This window comes from Candidatus Methylomirabilota bacterium (assembly GCA_036001065.1).
Classification (GTDB): domain Bacteria; phylum Methylomirabilota; class Methylomirabilia; order Rokubacteriales; family CSP1-6; genus MNEF01.
In genome coordinates, this window is the sequence record DASYUQ010000210.1 from 1 (window position 1) to 20674 (window position 20674).

Annotated in this window: 13 protein-coding genes; 8 read left to right on the forward strand and 5 right to left on the reverse strand. The window is 69.7% G+C overall.

What is annotated here, in order from left to right; all coding sequences use genetic code 11:
• The 5 genes from VGV13_20310 to glk form a co-directional block, all read left to right on the forward strand.
• Nucleotides 1-1065, forward strand: a 1065-nt coding sequence (locus VGV13_20310; protein ID HEV8643427.1) for a glucose-6-phosphate dehydrogenase assembly protein OpcA, incomplete at its 5' end; no start/stop codon positions are given.
• Nucleotides 1066-1072: 7 nt separating this feature from the next.
• Nucleotides 1073-1828 carry a 6-phosphogluconolactonase gene (gene pgl / locus VGV13_20315; protein HEV8643428.1) on the forward strand — a complete coding sequence of 252 codons (756 nt, stop codon included), beginning with the start codon at nucleotides 1073-1075 and terminating at the stop codon, nucleotides 1826-1828.
• The gene (fbp, locus tag VGV13_20320; GenBank protein ID HEV8643429.1) at nucleotides 1825-2826 is read left to right on the forward strand and encodes a class 1 fructose-bisphosphatase; all 1002 of its coding nucleotides are present in this window, start codon (nucleotides 1825-1827) and stop codon (nucleotides 2824-2826) included. The genes pgl and fbp overlap by 4 nt, the downstream gene beginning before the upstream one ends.
• A gap of 14 nt (nucleotides 2827-2840) precedes the next feature.
• Nucleotides 2841-3758 (forward strand): class I fructose-bisphosphate aldolase, encoded by a 918-nt coding sequence (locus VGV13_20325; GenBank protein ID HEV8643430.1) that lies wholly within the window; start codon nucleotides 2841-2843, stop codon nucleotides 3756-3758.
• Between the two features lie 5 nt (nucleotides 3759-3763).
• Nucleotides 3764-4762 (forward strand): glucokinase, encoded by a 999-nt coding sequence (gene glk, locus VGV13_20330; protein HEV8643431.1) that lies wholly within the window; start codon nucleotides 3764-3766, stop codon nucleotides 4760-4762.
• On the opposite strand, the gene VGV13_20335 is transcribed toward glk, so the two are convergent.
• The 5 genes from VGV13_20335 to VGV13_20355 all read right to left on the reverse strand — a co-directional run bounded on the left by VGV13_20335 (nucleotide 4740) and on the right by VGV13_20355 (nucleotide 13038).
• Nucleotides 4740-6344, reverse strand: coding sequence for an FAD-dependent oxidoreductase (locus tag VGV13_20335; GenBank protein HEV8643432.1), 1605 nt, complete (start codon nucleotides 6342-6344; stop codon nucleotides 4740-4742). The two genes, glk and VGV13_20335, sit on opposite strands and share 23 nt — an antisense overlap.
• A complete protein-coding gene (locus tag VGV13_20340) occupies nucleotides 6341-7987 on the reverse strand; it encodes a hypothetical protein (protein HEV8643433.1) in 1647 nt (548 codons plus the stop codon). Before VGV13_20340 ends, VGV13_20335 begins: the two co-directional genes overlap by 4 nt.
• 182 nt (nucleotides 7988-8169) lie before the next feature.
• The gene (locus VGV13_20345; protein ID HEV8643434.1) at nucleotides 8170-9102 is read right to left on the reverse strand and encodes a hypothetical protein; all 933 of its coding nucleotides are present in this window, start codon (nucleotides 9100-9102) and stop codon (nucleotides 8170-8172) included.
• A 21-nt stretch (nucleotides 9103-9123) separates the two neighbouring features.
• Nucleotides 9124-11277, reverse strand: a complete 2154-nt coding sequence (locus VGV13_20350; protein ID HEV8643435.1) for a cyclic nucleotide-binding domain-containing protein — start codon at nucleotides 11275-11277, stop codon at nucleotides 9124-9126.
• A 96-nt stretch (nucleotides 11278-11373) separates the two neighbouring features.
• A complete protein-coding gene (locus VGV13_20355; protein ID HEV8643436.1) occupies nucleotides 11374-13038 on the reverse strand; it encodes an NADH-ubiquinone oxidoreductase-F iron-sulfur binding region domain-containing protein in 1665 nt (554 codons plus the stop codon).
• 232 nt (nucleotides 13039-13270) lie between these two features.
• Here VGV13_20355 and VGV13_20360 point away from each other — a divergent pair, with 232 nt between their 5' ends.
• From VGV13_20360 to VGV13_20370, 3 genes are read left to right on the forward strand one after another with little or no spacing between them, the layout of a single operon-like run.
• Complete coding sequence (locus tag VGV13_20360) at nucleotides 13271-15187, forward strand: hypothetical protein (GenBank protein HEV8643437.1); 1917 nt, start codon at nucleotides 13271-13273, stop codon at nucleotides 15185-15187.
• Nucleotides 15188-15202: 15 nt separating this feature from the next.
• Entirely contained in the window at nucleotides 15203-19204 is a 4002-nt protein-coding gene (locus tag VGV13_20365) for a hypothetical protein (protein HEV8643438.1), read from the forward strand.
• 44 nt (nucleotides 19205-19248) lie between these two features.
• A complete protein-coding gene (locus VGV13_20370; GenBank protein HEV8643439.1) occupies nucleotides 19249-20487 on the forward strand; it encodes a multiheme c-type cytochrome in 1239 nt (412 codons plus the stop codon).
• The last annotated feature ends 187 nt before the right edge of the window (nucleotides 20488-20674 follow it).

The window sequence follows — 20674 nt, forward strand, 5'->3', positions numbered from 1 at the left end:
AGCCTGGCCGGCATCGAGCGCCAGCTCACCCGTCCCTGGCAGCCGGCCGACGCTCAGCCCGACGAGCGGTCGGGGCGGGCGCTCATGGGCAATCTCGTGGTCGTTTGCCGGCACGACCGCGAGGAGGCCGAGATCGCGGAGGATCTCGTCGCCATCGTCTCGCAGTATCCGTCGCGCGTGCTCGTGCTCGTCGCCGACGCCGGGAACGAGGCCCCCGAGATCAAGGCCTCGGTCAGGATCTACGGCCGCCAGCGGGGAGCCTCCCGGCAGGTCTCGGGCGAGTGCGTCACCATCCGCGCGGGGGGCCCGGCCATTCCGCGGCTGCCCTCGGTGGTGCGCGCAATCTTACAAGGGGACCTGCCGAGCGCGCTCTGGTGGGCCACGCCCGAGGCGCCACCGCTCGCCGGCGAGCTGTTCGTGCAGCTCGCCGACCTGGTCGACCAGGTGATCTACGACAGCTTCGCCTGGACCGATCCGCTCCGGCAGCTCATCCTGACCGCCACCCGGGTGGGCGAGGACAGCCGCAAGGTAATGTCCGACCTCGCCTGGCGGCGCCCCAAGCTCTGGCGCCGCATCATCGCGCAGTCGCTCGATCCCCTGCGGGCGCCGGGCGCGCTCGAGACCATGAGCGAAGTCCACATCGAGCACGGGCCGCACGCGCTCACGCAGGCCTGGCTGCTCACGGGGTGGCTGGCCTTCCGCCTGGGGTGGCTCCCGCGCGGCGGCAAGGTGCTGCCGGGCCCGGAGGTGTCGTGGTCGTTCCAGTCCGCGCAGGGCACGCCGCGGGTCGAGATTCGACGCCGGCCCGAGGGCGAGCCGGATCTCCAGTCGATCCGGATCGTCACGCGGGTGAATGCGCGGCCGGTCACGTTCCAGTTCGCGTCGCCGACTCCCGGCCGGGTCAGCGTGTTCGCCGACGGGCTCTCCGATCAGACGCTCTGGCTGACCGGCCCCGTCTATACCCGCGGCCAGCTCGTGGCCCGCCAGCTGCCCGATCTCGCGCGCGACCGCCTCTTCCAGTCGAGCGTCGCGCTGGCGCGCACGATGGCCGAAACCGTCCTGTGAGGCGACCATGAGGGACGTTCGCCTGTCCGCGGACGCCGAGGCGCTGGGCCGGGCGGCCGCCCGCGAGTTCATCGAAATCGGCCGGGAGGCCATCGCGGCCCGCGGACGGTTCGTGGCGGCGCTGGCGGGCGGCGCCACGCCACGCCGCATCTACGAGCTGCTGGCCGAGCCCGAACGCCACGATCAGATCGACTGGACGCGGGTGGAGTTCTTCTGGGGAGACGAACGCGCCGTCCCGCCCGATCACCCGGACTCGAACTATGGGATGGCCGCGGCGGCGCTCCTCGCCGAGCTGGATCTGCAGCCGGAGCAGATTCATCGGATCCAGGCCGAGCGGCCGGACCGCGAGCGGGCGGCCCGCGACTACCAGATCGAGATCGCGCGCGTCTTCGGGGTGAGCCCCGACGGGCCCCCGCCGGTCTTCGATCTGATCCTGCTCGGCATGGGGGCCGATGGGCACACGGCATCGCTCTTCCCCTACACCGATGCCCTCCGCGAGCAGCACCGCCACGTCGTGTCGCACTACGTCGCCAAGCTCCAGGCCGACCGGATCACGCTCACGTTCCCGATCATCAACCGGGCCGGCGAGATCCGCGTCGTCGCCGCCGGCGCCGAGAAGGCGCCGACGCTCAAGGAAGTGCTGGAGGGCCCCCCCGATCCCGAGCGGCTGCCCTCCCAGCTCCTCGACCCTGTGGCCGGCCGCCTGGCCTGGCTCGTCGATCGGGCGGCGGCCAGCCAGCTGGCCCTCGAGGAGTGCCGATGAACGAGATCGCGCTGCGGCTCAGCCAGCACCTGCGCGTGGAGGCGGCTGAGACCGGCGATCTGGTCGTCGTGCTGGACCAGATCGCCGTGGCCGGCAAGCTCATCGCCCGCGAGCTCGGGCGGGCCAGCCTGATCGGCCAGCTCGGCCTGACCGGTGACGTGAACGTGCAGGGCGAAGTGGTCAAGAAGCTCGACGTCTGGGCCAACGACGTCATGGTCCGCGTGCTCGACGCCAGCGGCGTCGTGTGCACGATGGTCTCCGAGGAGATGGACGAGCCGCTCCACCTCGCCCAGCGCTGCCCCGCCGGCCAGTACGTCGTCTGCTTCGACCCCGTGGACGGCTCGTCGAACCTGGACGTGAACGGCATCGTGGGCACGATCTTTTCGATCCGCCGGCGGCGCGGCCGCGGGACCGATCACGCCGCGGCGGATGCCGTTCAGCCCGGCTCGGCCCAGGTGGCGGCGGGCTACGTCATGTACGGGCCGAGCACGGCGCTGGTCTACACGGCAGGCAAGGGTGTTCACGCCTTCACGCTCGACCCCACCATCGGGGAGTTCGTGCGCGCGCGCCCGCACATCCAGACCCCCGGCCGCGGACACATCTACAGCGTGAACGAGGCGCATGCCCCGCTGTGGGCGCCCGGCATTCGCGAGTACATCGATTATCTGAGAGCGCGCGACCCGGCCAGCGGGCGCCCGTACACCGGGCGCTACGTCGGCTCCATGGTCGCCGACGTGCACCGCACGCTCCTGGAGGGCGGCATCTTCCTCTACCCCGGCGAGGCGGGCGCCGACGGCAAGACGAGCGGGAAGCTTCGCCTGCAGTACGAAGCCGCGCCGATGGCGTTCCTCATGGAGCAGGCTGGCGGCAAGGCCAGCACGGGACGCGAACGAATCCAGGACATTCACCCCGCCTCTGCACACCAGCGTGTCCCGATCCTGATCGGAAGCCGGGACGACGTGACGATGGCAGAAGAGTTCGTGGCGGGCCGCCGCTGACACGAGGACTTGCGATGAGCCAACGGGTAAGAGAGATCCTCAGCTGGTACGGCGCCGATAATCCCGGCACTCTGACGAACCTCGCGCGCCTGCTGAACCACGGCACGCTGGCGGGCAGCGGCCGGATGGTCATCCTGCCCGTGGACCAGGGCTTCGAGCACGGGCCCGCCCGCAGCTTCGCCCCCAATCCACCGGCCTATGATCCGCGCTACCACTTCGAGCTGGCCATCGAGTCCGGGTGCAGCGCCTACGCGGCGCCGCTGGGCTTCCTGGAAGCCGGCGCCCGCGAGTTCGCCGGCCAGATCCCCCTGATTCTCAAGCTGAACGACCACGATGTCCTCCTGGAGGAGCCGGACCCGACCCAGGCGCTGACCGGCAGCGTGGCCGACGCGCTCCGTCTGGGATGCGTCGGCGTCGGCTTCACCATCTACCCGGGGTCGCTGCACCGGCTGGAGATGTACAGCCAGATCCGGGCCATCGCCGAGGAGGCCAAGCGCTACGGCCTGGTGGTGGTCGTCTGGTCCTACCCGCGCGGCTCCGGGCTCTCCAGGCAGGGGGAGACGGCGATCGACGTGACCGCGTATGCGGCGCACATCGCCGCCCAGCTCGGCGCGCACATCATCAAGGTCAAGCTCCCCTCGGCCCACGTCGAGCAGGAGGCGGCCAAGAAGATCTACGAGAAGGAACGGGTCGCGATCGGGAAGCTCACCGAGCGCGTCCGCCACGTCGTGCAGTCGACCTTCAACGGGCGCCGCGTGGTGATCTTCTCCGGCGGCCCGACGCAGGAGCGCGACGAGGCGGTCTTCGAGGAGATCCGGGCGATCCGCGAGGGCGGCGGATTCGGCTCGATCATCGGCCGGAACTCGTTCCAGCGGACGAAGCCCGACGCCCTCAAGTTCCTGAAGACGATCATGGACATCTACGCCGGCTGAGGGCGATGATCCTCGCCGGCGACGTGGGCGGGACGAAGACGGTCCTGGCGCTCTTCGAAGAGCGGCGCGGCCAGCTCACGCTCGCTCGGGACGTCACGCGACCGAGCCGCGAGTTCCCGAGCCTGGAGGCGATCGTCCGCGACTTCCTCGACGGGGGTCCCCGGCCCGACGTCGCCGCCGCCTGCTTCGGGGTGGCCGGCGCGGTGATCGACGGCCACTGCGTGACGACCAATCTTCCCTGGACGCTCGATGAAAAAGTTCTGAGTCACGCCATCCCGACGCCCCGGGTGAAGCTCCTCAACGACCTCGAGGCCGCCGCCTGGGGGGTGATGCGCCTGCCGGCCGCGGAGCTGGCGACGCTCCAGGCCGGCACCCCGCGGAAGGGAAACATGGTGCTGATCGCCGCCGGCACCGGGCTGGGGGAGGCGCTGATCGTCGGGGACGGCGCGCGTCATCAGGTGATCGCGTCGGAGGGCGGCCACGCCGACTTCGCGCCACGCACCGAGCGCGAGACCGAGCTGCTCGGCTACCTCCGCCGCGAGTTCGGCCACGTCAGCTACGAGCGCGTGCTGTCGGGGCCGGGGCTCTTCAACATCTATCGCTTCCTGCTGGACACCAGCGGCCTGGCGGAGCCGCCGTGGCTCAAGGATCGCCTGGCCAGCGGCGACCGCAGCGCCGTCATCTCGGAAGTCGGGCTCGGCGGCGGGCACCCGCTCTGCGTGGAAGCGCTGGAGCTGTTCGCATCGATCTATGGGGCCGAGGCCGGGAACCTGGCCCTCAAGGCGCTGGCCGTGGGCGGCGTCTACGTCGGCGGCGGGATCGCCCCCAAGATTCGGGCCAAGCTCAGCGACGGCAGGTTCGTGGCCGCGTTCCGCGACAAGGGACGCTTCGCCGGACTGATGGAGTCGATCCCGGTGCATCTGGCCCTCAACCCGCGGGCGCCCCTCCTGGGGGCGGCCCTCGTCGCCGCCGGCGCCCACCTCACTCCGGGTTCCCGCTCTTGAGCCGCTGCTCGATGAGCTGCTGGAACAGACCCCGGAGCGGGGGCAGGCTGGCGAACAGCGCCGAAAACGCCGCCCGGTCCACGGTCAGGACGTTCACGGTCGTTCGGGTGCGGGCGGCGGCCATGCGCGGCAGATCGCTCACCAGCGCCATCTCCCCGAAGCACTCGCCCGGGCCCAGGCGGGCCAGCACGACCTCCTCGCGGCCCGGCTCGTTCTTCACGACCTCCACCTCGCCGTCCACGATGATGTAAAGGCGGTCGCCCCGCTCGCCCTGGTCGAAAATGACCTCGTCGGCTTCGAAGTGCTCGCGGCCGACCGACGCCCCCTGGCCGGCCTTCACCTGCACGATGTCGGGCTTGAGGAAGAGGTCGAGCAGCCAGTCGGTGGCGACCCGCAGCTTGCGATCGAGGCCCGGCAGCTTCATCAGATAAATCGTCCGCCAGACGAACCAGGCCGGAAAGCCGGAGAGCTTCACCCCGAGAATCTCGGCCACGGCCGAATGGTGGCCGAGGGCGCCCAGCTTTCCCAGCGCCTTGAACGCGAACGGCCGCTTCGGCTCGCCGCGGAGCGTCGCCACGATGTTCTGGGCGCAGCAGGCGGCCTGGCGGGTGGCGTGCTGGGCGGTGGGGGGACACGGCTGCCCCGTCGCCCGGTCCGGCACCGAGGCGCAATCGCCGATGGCCCAGACGCCGGGATGATCGGGCACTTCGAGGTACTCGTTGACGACGATCTTGCCCCGTTCCTTCCGACAAGGGAGCGCCTCGATCAGCGGGTTGGGGGCCGAGGGGACGGTGCTGATCAGCGTCTTGGTGGGGATCCGTTCCCCATCCTGCAGCAGCGCGTAGTCGGCGGTGGCCCCGGCCAGACGCGTGTTCAAACGAATCTCCACGCCCCGCCGCTGCAGCAGCCCCTGCGCGAAATCGGCCAGGTCTCTCGGCAGCTCCGGCAGGACCCGGGCGCCGGCCAGGAGGACCACGCGAATCTCGGCGGTGGGAATATTGCGAAAGCTTCGGGCCACCGTGCGGACGAAGTCGTTGAGCTCGGCCACGGCTTCGACGCCGGAGAACCCGCTGCCCGCCACCACGAACGCGAGGAGGGCCCCCCGGAGCTGGGGGTCCTTCTCGATATCGGCCTCCTCGAGAGCGTGGATGATGTGGTTGCGCAGGACCAGGGCGTCGCCCAGGTACTTGAACGTCAGGGCGTGCTCCTCCAGCCCGGGCTGGCCGGAGAAGCTCGTGATGTTCCCCAGGGCGATCACCAGGTGGTCGTACTCGAGCTGGTACGGTCGGGGACGGAAGCCCGAGCTGGTCGTCACGATGCGGTTGTTCAGGTCGATGCTCTCGACGGTGCGCGTGTAGAGATCGGTGTTGGGGCAGAGGCGGCGGATCGGCGCGATCGTGTCCAGGATGCCGATGCTGCCGGAAATCACCTCGGGGAGCATCGGTTGAAAGACGAGATAGTTGTCCCGGCTGACCAGACCGATCTCCACCTCCGCGGCCCGGCGGAGCTTGCGTTCCAGCGCCATCGCCGTGTAGACGCCCCCGAACCCGCCGCCGAGGATGAGGATCCGGGTTCGCCTCATGGACCCTTGACGAGCTGGGGGACGGCGAACGGCCCGCTGGGGTCGCGTTCCCTGGTCTTGTCGTGGTAGACGTGACACTCGACGCAGCCGGTGCGAGCCCCTCCCCTCGCCCGATGACACTCCCGGCACACCGTGACCGAGGGGAGCAGCACGTCGGTGGTTTCCTTGCTCAGCGTCGCCTTGTGGCACTCCGTACAGGCGAGCGGACGGTGGGCGCCGTGGTCGAACACGCTGTGGGGCAGCCACCGCACGGGAATCGCGGTCGGCGCCACCTGAGGCAGCCGATCCGGCGCGAAGGTCATGGTGTGGCAGAACTCACACTTCTGCTTGAACATGATCCTCTCGGCGCCCTGGAGCTGCGCCGACGCCCACTCCAGCGGGGAGGCGCCCGCGGCCCGGGCGGGCCCTGTCCTGGCCTCGGCCTCCTCGCCGCGGCCCCGGCGCCCGCGCGGCCGGTCGGAGGCAGGCTCATCGGATGACTCGCCGCCCCGCTGCAGTCGCCGGCCGCGCGGCTGGTCCCCGGTGGGCTCTTCCTTCGTCTCGGTCTCCTCACCCCGGCGTCCCAGCCGACCGCCGCGCGGCCGATCCGTCGCCCCAGCGTCCACGGTCCCGCTCGGCGGGCGACCGCCGCCCGGCTGCTCCGCGGCGTCCGCCCTGGCCAGCTCGAGCTCCTGGCACTGCTTCTTCTTGTCCGCCTCGACGCTCCCGGCCTTCGCACCGGGCGACAGCGCCTGACACTGCTCGAAGGCCTCGATGAAGAGCGTGCGGAGATAGGCGTGGACGATCGCCGGCGTGTCGTGCGGCGCCACCGCCTCGGGGAGCCGCGCGTCCACATCGAGCGGGTGACAGGCCGGCCCACAGTGCCTGGTGTAGGAGATCGGCTGCATCGCGGCGCGGGAGGCCTCGGGCTGGTGACAGAAGGCGCAGCCGAGCTGCAGCCCTTCCCGCTTGTCGAGGATGCCCTGGCGCCTCTTCAAGGCCCGAAGCTCTTCCAGGCCCTTGAGACCGACCTTGAGGTGTTTCTGGTGGTTCAGCTTGATCTGCGCGGTGTCCTTCAGCTCCGCCGTCCGGTCGAGGCTCACGCGCTGGACAGCGCCTTTTTCCCTGACGGCAACCTTGAACTCCGGGTGGCTGGAGGCGAAGTCGCGGATCTTCGGCGCAAACGGCGACGGCGTTCCCGTCTTCGTCCCCAGGTCGGCGTGACACTGGGTGCACTGGGCGTCCCCGAGCGCGGAGAGCGCGACGTGCCCCTTGTGCTCGACATGACAACTGGCACAGGTCGGATCGAAGGCCTGCGCCTCGTGGTGGATCGGGCCGTCGTGGCAGGCCAGGCACGCCTGGTCGCTGACCCGGAGGAAGAAGCCCCGGGCCGGCGCCCCGCTGGGGGCCGCGCCGCCTCCCTCCGGCGGCCGATGGCAGTCCGAGCACTGGGTCCAGAACATGGCGTGAGCGATCGACAGCGGTCCGCTGGTGTAGATCCGCTGATCGCCGCGGGCCGCGTAGGCGATGAGCCAGGCCGTCGCCACCAGCGGCGCCGCGATGGAGAGGATGAGCTTCCAGCGGCGGAAGGCGTGCAGACGCTTGAAGTACTGCAGCTCGATGCGCTTGGCGCGGATCTTCGTGGTGTAGCGGTCGTCGGCCACCGGCGCGCCTCTAGTGCCGTTCCAACTTGTTGATACTAAATCTGTCCACGAACGACGTACACGGTGCCTTCCTAGGCGCGAATAGTTGGAACGGCACTAGTACCGTTCCAACTTGTTGATACTAAATCTGTCCACGAACGACGTACACGGTGCCTTCCTAGGCGCGAATAGTTGGAACGGCACTAGTACCGCACGCTCACGACGGCGTGGACGATCGAGAGGAGCAGGAGCGCCATCGACAGGGGGACGTGCACCAGGAGCCAGCCGTGCAGCCAGTGGTGCAACCGTCGCTGAACGGCGAGCTGCCGCCGTTCCTCGCAGATCGCCTGCAGCTCGTCGATGACCTCGCCCAGCGCCGGCGGCAGCGCCATTCTCAAGTGTTGGAACATGGCCTCGCCCTGCCGCGGGGCGGCCAGGCGGCCGTCCCCAGGGAGCCGGGGAGCCAGAAAGGGCCGGATGTCGGTCACGTAGGCCTCGCGGAGCACGACGCTCTCCGGCAACGCGGTCGTCCACGTCGGTCGCGCGCGCAGGACGGGCCGGGCGAGCACCTGGCCCCGCTCCAGACCGCCCCCGCCGTGCCGCTCGGTCGCGGGCAGGGGCTCGGCGACGGGCAAGGGGCCGGCGACGGCGGCCACCAGGGCGTCGGCCTCCGAGCGGAGCTGGGCGACGATGGAGTCGATCTGCTCGTACACCGTCTCCAGCGGGAGCTGCGTCTGCATCATCCGCGGCAGGATCTGCTGGAGCACCAGGCCATAGATCCCGCTCAGGATCACCACGGTGAAGAGCGCCATGAGAGCGAACGTGAGGGGGCCGCCCCACCGGAAGCCGCCGTGGAAGAGGATCAAGAAGTAGCTGAGCAGACCGAGCCAGAGGTGCCCCTTCATCCAGGTCGTGGCGCGTCCGATGCGCCAGGTCGGCACCTTGCGTCGAGCCCCCAGCAGCCCCGCGTAGACCATGAGGGCCAGCCCCGCCCCGCCGTAGATCAGCCCGGGCCAGCTCCCGCCGCTCGGCCCCTGCATCGCGCCGCGCGCATACGGAATATAGGCCGCGGAGGCGACGAGGAGGACGACGAGCGTTCCGACAACCCAGCGGCGATGGCTAGCATCGAGGAGCATGCGGCGCGCCCGGGGGCCGGACTACTTCGCCAACCCCAGCTTGTCGGCGAAGAAGGTCAACGGTTCCACGCGGATCGCGGCCGCGTGCGGACAGGCATAGACGCACGCCGGCTCTTTCAGCTCCCGGCTCAGATCGCAGGTCGTCGCCTTCTCGCGGACCACGGCCTTCTTCTGGCCCGGATGGAGCTCGTCCCCCACCGCGACCGTGAACGAGTGCAGGTTGATGTTTCCGTAGGGACAACTCTCCGCGCACAGGCCGCAGCCGATGCACCAGTCCTCGATGATGATCTCCAGCGAGTCGCGGCGGCGGATCGACCCCACCGGGCAGCCGATCATGCAGAGCGGATCACGGCAGGACCGACAGGACGTCGCCACCAGGTACTTGTCGAATCGCAGCCCGTCGCGCACCAGCCGGGTGACGCCGTCGTGGGCGGCGGCGCAGGCGCGGACACAGAGATCGCAGCGGGTACAGCGCTCGAGGTCGATCAGGAGCAGGTTCTGCGCCTCCATGAGGCCCTGGGTCAGGAAGTCGGCGATGGGGACCGTGCTGACCTGCCGGTGGCGCTCCTGGTCTTGGGCCAGCCGGGCGGCCGCTTCGGCCTCCAGCTTGGCCCGGATCTCGGGAAAGCGCTCCAGCATCGCGTGGAAGTCCTCGCCGCGGATCCGGACGACCTCGACGTGGTCGAGCGCGCTGCAGGTAGCCGTGCGGACGCCGCCGCCCAGCAGGCCGATCTCGCCGAAGTAGTTGCCGCGGGCCAGGTACCGCAACACCATCTCGCCCCCGGGGAAGGTCTGGGTGACCTTGACGAAGCCGATCCGGACCAGGAAGAAGCTGTCGGCCGCCTCCCCCTGACGGCAGATGACCTGGCCGGGCTCGTAGGGGATCAGCTCGACGCGGTCGCGGAGATGGCCGATGAAGTCGTCGGTGACCCCGGCGAACATCGGCACGCTGCGAAGATGCGTGGCCAGCGCGCGCTCCCGATACCCCCGGTCGAGCTCGGCCTTGAAGCGCTTGTTCTTCTGGAGCACGTGGAGCACGTTCCGGAGCATCTCGAGGACCTCGGTCTCCTCGACGGCCCGCACCGTGGCCGACCTCGGGTAGAAGCTCATGCACGTCATCTCGCCGAAGAGCTCACCGGGGCCGATCCGGGCCACCGGGTTGCCGTAGTCGAGATCGATCGGCCCGTCGATCGGGATGAAGCGTTGCTGCCCGTCCTCCCGCCGATCCTCGTCGCTGCCCACGAGCTGGCTGAGCCGCCGGAAGAAGTTCGCCACCCCCGCCCGCCCGGTGGGGGGACCGCTCTTGACGTGCGCCATCGGCGTGGAGATGGAGACCTCGACCTTCCCGCTCAGGACGTAAAAGGCGGTGGAGCCTTGCTCGCCCTCGCGACAGATGATCTCCCCCGGGCGGAACCGGCGCCGGATGACGGACCCCTTGTTGAGCGCCAGGAACGTCCCCGAGACGCCGGCGAAGATGGGGAGCTGCAGCAGCTCGTCAGGGGCCAGCAGCTCGCCCTGCGGCAGCCTGACGTCGAGCACCTTCTTGTTGGTGAGCGCTCCCGTCGGGCAGGAGACCATGCACTCGCCGCAGCCCACGCAGGTGGAATGCCCCATCGGGACATCGGTGTCGAAGGCGATGCCCGCCCCGCCCCCCTTGCCCGTACGGCCGATCACGAAGTTCTGCTTGACCTCGCTGCAGCCGCGGATGCACCGATCGCACAGGATGCAGGCGGAGTGATCCACCTTGATGATCGGCGACGAGTCGTCGATGCCGCGCGCGCTCAGCCGCGGCGTGAAGCGCGCGGTCTGGAGCCCGGCCCGCCGGGCCTGGGTCTCCAGCTCGCAATCACCGGTGGCCGCCTGGCGGAGGCACGGACTCGGATGGTCGGCCAGCAGGAGCTCGTACAGCATCCGGCGCGCCTGCCGCACGCGCTCGGTGTTCGTCCGCACGTCCATGCCGTTCTCGGCGGGGCGGACGCAGGAGGCGGTGAGGACGCGACCGCCGGCCACCTCGACCGTGCACACCCGACAGACGCCGACCGGCGTCTGGTGCTGGGCGTGGCACAGGGTGGGGATGTCGACGCCCAGGCTGCGAGCGGCGTCGAAGACGCTGGTGCCGGCGGGTACCTCCACCGCCGCTCCGTCGATGGTCAGCTTCACCACGGGATCGGGCAAGCCTTCGCCTCTAGTGCCGTTCCAACTTGTTGATACTAAATCTGTCCACGAACGACGTACACGGTGCCTTCCTAGGCGCGAATAGTTGGAACGGCACTAGGCCATCGGGCACACGCCGGCCGGACACCGCCGGCGGACGACGTGGTCCTCGATCTCTTCGGGGAAGTGCGTGATGACCGACTTGATCGGCGCCGGCGCCACCTGCCCCAGGCCGCAAATGGAGGTGAGCATCATCGCCTCGGACAGCTCGTTGATCAGGTCGAGATCCTGGTGCCGCCCGCGGCCGTGGGCGATCTCTTCCAAAATCCCGACCATCTTGGCCGAGCCCAGGCGGCAGGGGACGCACTTGCCGCAGGACTCGTTGCGGAAGAAGCGGACGGCGTTGAGCGCCATGTCGAGCATGCAGGTGCCCTCGGCGCAGACGACGATCGCGCCCGAGCCCAGCATCGATCCCGCCTGCTGGAGCGATTTGAAGTCGAGCGGCACGTCCACCATGGAGGCGGGGAGATAGCCCGATGACGGCCCCGACGGAGCGAACGCCTTGAGGGCGCGGCCGTCGAGAACCCCGCCCGCGCGCTCGAAGATCACTTCCCGGGCGGGTGTGCCCATCGCGACCTCGTAGACCCCGGGGCGAACGACGTGGCCGCTGACGCCGACGAACTTGAGCCCCGGCGCGCCCGACCGGCCCTGACGCTTGAACCACTCGACGCCGTTGCGGAGGATCAGCGGCACGAAGGCGAAGGTCTCCACGTTGTTGATGAGCGTCGGCTTCTGCCAGAGCCCGTGCGTGCCCGGAAACGGCGGCTTGTTGCGGGGCTCGGCGCGCTTGCCCTCCAGCGCCTCCAGCAGCGCGGACTCCTCGCCGCAGATGTAACCGCCGGGGCTCAGGAAGATCGTCAGGTCGAAGGCCATGCCGGAGCCGAGGACATCGTCGCCGATCAGGCCCTGGCGCCGGCAGGCGTCGATCTCGGTTTTCAGTATGGCCGCCTGGGCCTCGTACTCGTGCCGGACGTAGAGGATTCCCGTGCGGGCGCCCGTCACCACGCCGGCGAGGATCATGCCTTCGATCACCAGGTGGGGGACGTGCTCCATGAGGAAGCGGTCCTTGATCGTGCCCGGCTCGCTCTCGTCCGCGTTGCAGACGACGTACTTCTCGGGGCCGGGGGTGCCGCGCACGATCTCCCACTTCACGCCGGTCGGAAACCCCGCGCCGCCGAGCCCCCGAAGCTCGCTCGACTTGAGGGTCGTCAGCAGACCGGCGACGTCGCGGCTGGCCAGAAGCGCCCGGAGGGCCTCGTAGCGCGCGCCGGGCTCGTAGGGGTCGATCTGGAGCCGGCTCGAGAGAGGCGAGGGCTCCGCGGGCGGCGGCGGCCCGCCGGCGGCCGCGCCGTCGACGAGGGCCTCCAGCCTGTCCCGGGTGAGCCGCGCCACGATCGCGTCGTTGATCGACGCGGCCGGCGCCCGGTCGCACTGCCCGAGACACGACACCTCGTGGATGACGACTCCGCTCGGCCCGCGTTCCACCAGCCGGGCCTGCAGCGACCGGCGAAGGTCATCGCCGCCGCGGAGGTGGCACGTCATGTCGGCGCAGACACGCACCTCGACCGCAGGCGGAGGCGTCAGCCGGAAGTGCGGATAGAAGCTCGCGACCCCGTGCAGTTGATAGAGCGGGATTTGCGCTCGCTCGGCCAGGACCCGGAGCGCCTCCACGGGGAGGTAGCCGTGCTCTCGTTGAATGACGCGAAGCTCGTCGATCAGCATAGACCTCATCGAAGTACGCCTCACCGACGGGCCTCGGGCCCGGCCGAGCAAAGCTACGCTGATGACCGGTCCATGTCAACGGGCTCCTGCGACGCCGCGCCGGGCCGGCTTCCAGCGCTGGCAGGGGAGAGCGGCTGTCGTCTTTACATGCCCGGTGGCCCGGTATAGGATTACGCCTCGCGGCATCCCGCGTGCGCAGTGCAGCTCGGCACCGGACGAGGGAACCGATAGGGTGGGTGTGCCGATCGCGTTGATCGCTCTGGTGCTGGCCGCGCTTCCCACCACTGTCTCCGGTGAACCAGCGATCACCGAACCCGCCTCCGCCTGGCGGGCGCCCGTCTTGTTGGCGCAGCGTCCCAGGCGGCCCGAAGCCGAGCAGCCTCAGGAGGTGCCGGCCCCGCCGGAGCCGCAGCCCGCGGGGGAGCCGCCGCGGCCGGCCCCCAGCGAGCCCCAGGACAAACCGCCCGGGTTCGCCGGGCCCGCGCCGAGCCGCCCGACCCCGACGCGGACCAGCCCCGACTTCGTGCCGATCCTGGACCGCTGGCGTCTGGGATTCCCGAACTGGAATCGCTACGAGCGCCCGATCGAGGCGCCGTTCGTCAAGGGACGCTGGTGGGACCCCTACAACCAGAACGTCCTCAAGGGCGATTATCCGGTCATCGGACAGCGCTATTTCCTGAACGTCTCCGCCATCAGCGACAGCCTGCTCGAGCTGCGTCGGATCCCGCTTCCCAGCAACGTCAGCGCGGCGGATCCCGGTCAGGCCGAGTTCTTCGGGTCGGGCGACCAGATCTTCTTCAATCAGAACTTCATCCTGTCGCTGGAGTTCTTCAAGGGCGACACCGCGTTCAAGCCCCGGGACTGGGAGTTCCGGGTCACCCCGGTGTTCAACCTCAACTACCTGAGCGCGAGGGAAACCGGCGTCGTGAACATCGACGTGCGCGAGGGCACCACGCGCCTCGACGGCCACGTGAGTCTCCAGGAGTTCCTCGTCGAGTACCACCTGGGCGATCTCAGCCCCCACTACGATTTCGTGTCGACTCGCTTCGGCATCCAACCCTTCACCAGCGACTTTCGCGGATTCATCTTCAGCGACAACCAGCTCGGCTTCCGCCTGTTCGGCAACCTCGGCTCCAACCGGCATCAGTTCAACCTCGTCTACTTCCGTCCGCTCGAGAAAGACACCAACAGCGGGCTGAACCGGCTGTTCGACACGCGCCAGCAGCACCTCGGCATCGCGAACTACTTCTTCCAGGACTTCATCTGGTCGGGCTACACCCTGATGTTCAATGCGCACTACCTCCGCGACAGCGGCGACAAGCATTTCGACGAGAACGGCTTCCTCGTCCGCCCGGCCGCCATCGGCACCCTCGACACCAAGGTCGTCGACGCGGTCTGGCTCGGCTGGAATGGCGACGGCCACATCGGTCCGCTCAACCTGACCCACGCGTTCTACCAGGTGCTGGGCCGGGAGAGCCGGAACCCCATCACCGGCCGCTCGGAGGAGATCAGCGCCCAGATGGCCGCGCTGGAGCTGTCGACGGATCTGGACTGGCTCCGCCCGCGGGCCAGCTTCCTGTGGGCGTCGGGCGACAGCAAGCCGACGGACGGCATGGCCCGCGGCTTCGACACGATCTTCGACAACCCGAACTTCGCCGGCGGCGGGTTCAGCTACTGGGTGCGCCAGGGGCTTCCGCTGACCAACACCGGTCTGGAGCTGGTCGGCCGCAACAGCCTCGTCCCCAGCCTGCGCGGCAGCAAGATCGAGGGCCAGCCGAACTTCGTCAACCCCGGGCTCTTCCTCTTCAACGTGGGAGCCGACGTCGAGCTCACGCCGAAGCTCAAGGCGATCGTGAACGTCAGCTACCTGCGCTTCCACCACACCGAGGTGCTGGAGCGGGTGCTCTTCCAGCCGAAGGTCCGGCCCGAGATCGGCATCGACTACAGCCTGGGCTTCCGCTGGCGCCCCTTCCTGATCGAGAACGTGGTGATCACCGCCGGGGTGTCGGCGCTCCAGCCGGGCGACGGCCTCCGCGACGTCTACGCGCAGGACACGTTCACGTTCGGCGCCGGCGGGCTCGAGAAGACCCGCGGGTTTCCCTACGACGTCCTCTACTCGGCCTTCCTGGCCATGACCTTCACGTACTGACCGGGGCCATCAGCCATGAGCGAGTCGCCCCGACGGACGCTTCGCCGCGCCACCCTCGCGGTGTGCGCCCTGATCGCCGCCGGCACGCTCCTGTCCCTGGCCCTGCCCGAGGCCGGCCTCGGGCGGCGGGGGCTGCCGGACGCCGCGGTGGCGCCGGCGGTGGCCGCGGGAGGCGACGCCGTCCTCCTGGCCCAGCGCATCCGCCGCGCGCCCGAGACGCCCGAAGCGCCGCCCGCCCCGCCGCCCGCGCCCGAGCCCTCGACACCTCCGGGGCCCGACCTGAGCCGGCAGAGCCAGGCGGAGGTCGATCGCAAGAACGTCGGCTGCCTGAGCTGTCACACGACGACCGATTCGCCCACGATGCACACGAGCACGACGGTGAAGGTGGCCTGCGTCGACTGTCACGGCGGGCGCGGCGACGTCGTGCGCCCGGGGACGGCGGCGCCCCGCTCGCCCGTCTACGAGGACGCCCAGCGGCTGGCCCACGTGCAGCCGCGGGCTGCCGGGCTGGGCAGGAGCGCCGCCAATCCCCGGCGAGCGTACGCCGAGCTCAACCGCGAGAGCGCCGAGTACGTCCGCTTCATCAACCCTGGTGATCTGAGATCGGCGCGCCAGTCGTGCGGTGTCAGCGGGTGCCACGCCACGGAGGTGGCCCAGGTCGAGAAGAGCATGATGACGACCGGCCCCATGCTGTGGGCCGCGGCCCTCTACAACAACGGGAGCTTCCCGTTGAAGCTTTCCCGGTTTGGGGAAAGCTACGCGGAACAGGGCTGGCCGCGCCGCCTGGCCACCAGCCCCCCGCCGACCGCCGAAGAGATCGTCCGGAAAGGCGTGCTCCCGTTCCTCGATCCGCTGCCGCGCTTCGAGATCGGCCAGCCCAGCAACGTGCTGCGCATCTTCGAGCGCGGGCAGCAGCGGCCGCTGGAGATCGGCGTGCCCACCGTGGACGAAGCGCCGGGGCGGCCGGCCAACCGTCTCAGCCAGCGCGGGCTCGGCACGCTCAACCGCACGGACCCGGTGTGGCTGAACCTCCAGCGCACCCGGCTCTTCGATCCGGCGCTCTCGTTCATGGGGACCAACGATCATCCGGGCGATTTCCGCTCCAGCGGCTGCTCGGCCTGCCACGTGGTCTACGCGAACGACCGCTCGCCGGTGCACTCGGCCGCCTACGCGCAGTACGGCAACCGGGGGCGCAGCGCGACGGCCGACCCCACCATCGCCCGGAATGAGTCGGGCCATCCGATCAAGCACGTCATGACCAATAGGATCCCGTCCAGCCAGTGCGTGGTCTGCCACCATCACCCGGGGACGACGGTCACCAACAGCTACCTGGGGTACACGTGGTGGGACAACGAGACGGACGGCGCGCTGATGTACCCCGACCAGGAGCGGAAGCTCACGGCCAAGGAGATCGACGAGATCGAGCGCCGAAATCCCGAGGGAGCGGCCATCCGCGGGCGGTGGTCGGACCCCGAGTTCCTGGCCAACATCACCGACTTGAACGCGAAGCTCACCCGCACGCAGTTCGCCGACTTCCACGGTCACGGCTGGGTCTTCCGGGCCGTCTACAAGCAGGACCGCCAGGGCCACTTGCTCGATGCCGACGGCCAGACCGTCCCCCCTGACGATCCCGAGCGATTCAAGAAGGCCGTCCACCTGAGGGACATCCACCTCGACAAGGGCATGCACTGCGTCGATTGTCACTTCAAGCAGGACGCGCACGGCAACGGCAAGCTGTATGGCGAGACCCGCGCGGCCATCGAGATCACCTGCACCGACTGTCACGGCACCATCCAGCAGCGGGCCACCCTGAAGACCTCGGGGCCGGCCGCCCCCGAGGGCGGCACCGATCTGTCGACGCTGCGCACGCCGTTCGGCCAGCGGCGCTTCCAGTGGCGCGGCGACACGCTCACCCAGCGCTCGATGGTCACCGAGGGGCTGGAATGGCCGGTCACCCAGGTGGGGGACACGATCGACCCCGGCTCGGCCTGGGCGCGGGCGAACCCCGGGCGGAGCCAGAAATCGCGGCTGGCCAAGACGCTGCGGCGCGACGGGGTGGCCTGGGGCGACGCCGTCCCCAAGGCCCGCGAGGTGCCGGACCTGGCCCACGCCGACGCGCGCATGACGTGCCAGAGCTGCCACACCTCGTGGGTGACGAGCTGCTTCGGCTGTCACCTGCCCATGCGGGCCAACCGGCGCAAGCCGGTCCTCCACTGGGAAGGCGATACGCTGCGGAACTGGACGCCCTACAACTTCCAGACGATCCGCGACGACGTGTTCATGCTGGCCATCGATCCCACGGTGATGAAGCATCGAATCTCCCCCGCGCGCTCCTCCTGCGCGGTGCTGGTCGGCTCGCAGAACCAGAATCGCGAGTGGGTGTACTCGCAGCAGCAGACCGTGTCCGCCGAGGGGTTCAGCGGGCACGCCTTCAGCACGTTCGTGCCCCACACGGTGCGCGCCACCGAGACGAAGACCTGCACCGAGTGCCACGTCTCGTCCCGCAACGACAACAATGCGTGGATGGCCCAGCTCTTGATGCAGGGAACGAACTTCTATAACTTCCTGGGGCGCTACGTCTACGTCGCCGAGGGCAAACAGGGGTTCGAGGCCATCGTCGTCACCGAGCGGGACGAGCCGCAGGCCGTGATCGGGAGCGAGCTCCACCAGCTCGCCTACCCGACGAACTACGCACGACACCAGAGCGGGGGGCGGCGCCTCGGCGAGGCCGTCCACCACCGCGGGCGCGACGTCCTCGACCTCTTCGGCCGGGACGAGGTGCTGAGCATCCAGCTCCGCGGCGAGTACCTCTACACCGCCAACGGACCCGGGGGATTCCGCGCCTACGACGTCGCCCAGATCGACCAGAAGGGGTTCTCCGAGCGGCTGGTGACCGCGCCCGTCTCGCCGCTGGGGCAGCGGCTCTACGTGAAGACCAAGTACGCCACGGCGGTGGCCTCGCCGACCACGCTGGCGGTCGATCCGACCCGGACGCAGCTGCCGGAGAACCAGGAGCAGAAGATCCACCCGCTGTACGCCTATCTCTACGTCACCGACCGGTTCGAGGGCCTGGTCGTCGTCGGCAACCCCGCCGACAGCCCCCACCGGCCGGGGGTGGCCACGCTGCTCGACGGTGATCCCGCCAACAACTTCCTGGAGCGGGCCACCGCGTTCAACCCGGACGGCGTCCTGAACGGCGCCGTCAACCTGACCATCGCTGGCACCTACGCCTACATCCTGGCCGATCGCGGCCTGGTGGTGGTGAGCATCGACGATCCGCTCAAGCCGAAGGTGGTCGCCACCCTCGGCCCGCCCTCCATCGTCCGCCCCCGCGCGGTCGCCGTGCAGTTCCGCTACGCCTACGTGACGGACGCGGAGGGGCTGAAGGTCGTCGACATGACATTCCCTGACCGCCCGCGACCGGTCCCGGACGCCACCGTGCGGCTGGCCGACGCGCGGGGGCTGTACCTGGTGCGCACCCACGCCTATATCGCGGCCGGCCGGCAGGGGCTGGCGATCGTCGACATCGAGCGTCCCGAGAAGCCGGTGGTGGACCAGGTCTATGATGCCGACGGCGCCCTCAACGACGCCCACGACGTAAAGCTCGGCATGACCAACGCCAGCCTCTTCGCATACGTGGCCGACGGCCGGAACGGACTCCGGGTGCTCCAGCTGGCGTCACCGAGCGAGACCCCGACCTATCTGGGGTTCGGCGTCCGGCCGAAGCCGCGGCTCATCGCGACCGCCAAGACGCGCGGCCCCGCCCTGGCCGTGTCGAAGGGGACGGACCGCGACCGCGCGGTCGACGAGAGCGGCAATCAGATCGCGGTCTTCAACCGCCTCGGCTCCCGGCCGTTCAACCGCGCCGAGATGGAGCGCCTCTACTTGCGCGACGGCCGCCTCTACACCGTCAGTGACGAGCCTCCATCCGCGCCGCGGTCTCCCGTCCCGCCCAAGAAAGAGGAGCCGGGGGAGCAGGCGCCGCCGCCACGCCTGCGCCGGGGAGGCCGGGAATGAGTCGGTCTCGGGACAGCGCCGTTGACGTCGAGAAGGGGGGACCCATGCTGTATCGCGCAGCCTACGCGGCTCTGGCAGCGTTGCTCCTCGGAGTCCTCGCGTTTGCCTGGCGGCCCGCCGGAGTGCCGACGCCGGGAGCCGCGCATGCGCAGACGCCGCCGAGCTTGAAGTACACGGGCGCCGCCTCCTGCGCGGCCTCGAACTGTCACGGGAGCACGAAGCCGAAGCCCGATTACCCCAAGCTGAACGAGAACATCGTCTGGGCCCAGAAGGACCAGCACGCCAAGGGCTACGCGACGCTGACGAACGAGAAGCTGAAGTCCGGAGTGAGCCCCTCCAAGATCGCCGGCCAGCTGAAGCTCGCCAAGGCCGACACGAGCGAGCGCTGCCTGGTCTGCCATGCGGTGAACGTGCCGGCCGCGCTCCGGGGGCCGAAGTTCGACATCACCGAGGGTGTCCACTGCGACGGCTGTCATGGCCCGGCCGAGAAGTGGCTGGAGCCGCACGCCGAGAAGGGCTGGACACACGAGCAGTCGGTCAAGCTCGGCATGTACGACACCAAGAACTTCCTCCTGCGGGCGGAGAAGTGCGTCTCCTGCCACCTCCAGATCGACCACGACTTGGTGGCGGCCGGGCATCCCGACCTCCTGGCCTTCGAGCTGGCCACCTTCAGCGCCAACATGCCGCCGCACTGGCGGGACAAGGGGACCTGGGCCGATACCAGGGCCTGGGCTACGGGCCAGGTGATCTCGCTGCGGGAGGCCGCCCGGCAGCTGGCCGCGCGCGCCAAGGTCGGCGTGTCAGCCAAGCTGCTGGAGGACGCCCTGCGGAAGGTCCAGGGACACGCCGCGGTCGTCCGGTATGCGCTGGCCCCGGAGGCGGCCAAGGCGCTGGAGCAGGAGGTGGCCGCCCTCGCCGACGTCGTCGGCAAGGGCGACAAGGCCGCCGTATCGGCCGCTGCCACCAAGGTGGTGACCGCCATGAATCAAGAGGCGCCGCGGGTGGCGGGGCGGGAGTACGACCAGCCCGGCACCCGGAAGCTCATGCAGAGCATCGCCGGCGAGGCCGACGCGATCGCTGCGACCGGTATCCGGGGCGCCGAGCAGGCGGCCATGGCGCTCGATCGGCTCTACAACGTCTACGCCAAGGCGCCGGGCAACAAGCCGGACAAGGCGGCCAGCGATGCGCTGGACCGCGTGTTCGCGGCCATCGAGAACCCGGCCAAGTACGACGCCAAGCAGTTCGCCGCCGAGGTGAAGGCGTTCGAGAAGAACGTGAAGTAGCGAGGGACACTTCGATGCCGTCCAGGGGAATGGGGCTGAGGCTGCTCGGGCTGATCGTCGCGCTGGGACTCGCCCCCTTGGGATGCACCCAGGGGGGAGGCAGTGATTCGCGCCCCGTGAATGACCGGGCGAATCTCGACGAGGTGCTCGCCCGGGAGCGCCGCTCCGTGAACGCCTTCCTCACGGC

What these genes read in the sequence shown, in the direction of transcription:
- pgl (HEV8643428.1), top strand. Translation starts at nt 1,073, where the DNA reads ATGAGGGACGTTCGCCTGTCCGCGGACGCCGAGGCGCTGGGCCGGGCG.
- fbp (HEV8643429.1), top strand. Translation starts at nt 1,825, where the DNA reads ATGAACGAGATCGCGCTGCGGCTCAGCCAGCACCTGCGCGTGGAGGCG.
- VGV13_20325 (HEV8643430.1), top strand. Translation starts at nt 2,841, where the DNA reads ATGAGCCAACGGGTAAGAGAGATCCTCAGCTGGTACGGCGCCGATAAT.
- glk (HEV8643431.1), top strand. Translation starts at nt 3,764, where the DNA reads ATGATCCTCGCCGGCGACGTGGGCGGGACGAAGACGGTCCTGGCGCTC.
- VGV13_20335 (HEV8643432.1), bottom strand. Translation starts at nt 6,344, where the DNA reads ATGAGGCGAACCCGGATCCTCATCCTCGGCGGCGGGTTCGGGGGCGTC.
- VGV13_20345 (HEV8643434.1), bottom strand. Translation starts at nt 9,102, where the DNA reads ATGCTCCTCGATGCTAGCCATCGCCGCTGGGTTGTCGGAACGCTCGTC.
- VGV13_20355 (HEV8643436.1), bottom strand. Translation starts at nt 13,038, where the DNA reads ATGCTGATCGACGAGCTTCGCGTCATTCAACGAGAGCACGGCTACCTC.
- VGV13_20365 (HEV8643438.1), top strand. Translation starts at nt 15,203, where the DNA reads ATGAGCGAGTCGCCCCGACGGACGCTTCGCCGCGCCACCCTCGCGGTG.
- VGV13_20370 (HEV8643439.1), top strand. Translation starts at nt 19,249, where the DNA reads ATGCTGTATCGCGCAGCCTACGCGGCTCTGGCAGCGTTGCTCCTCGGA.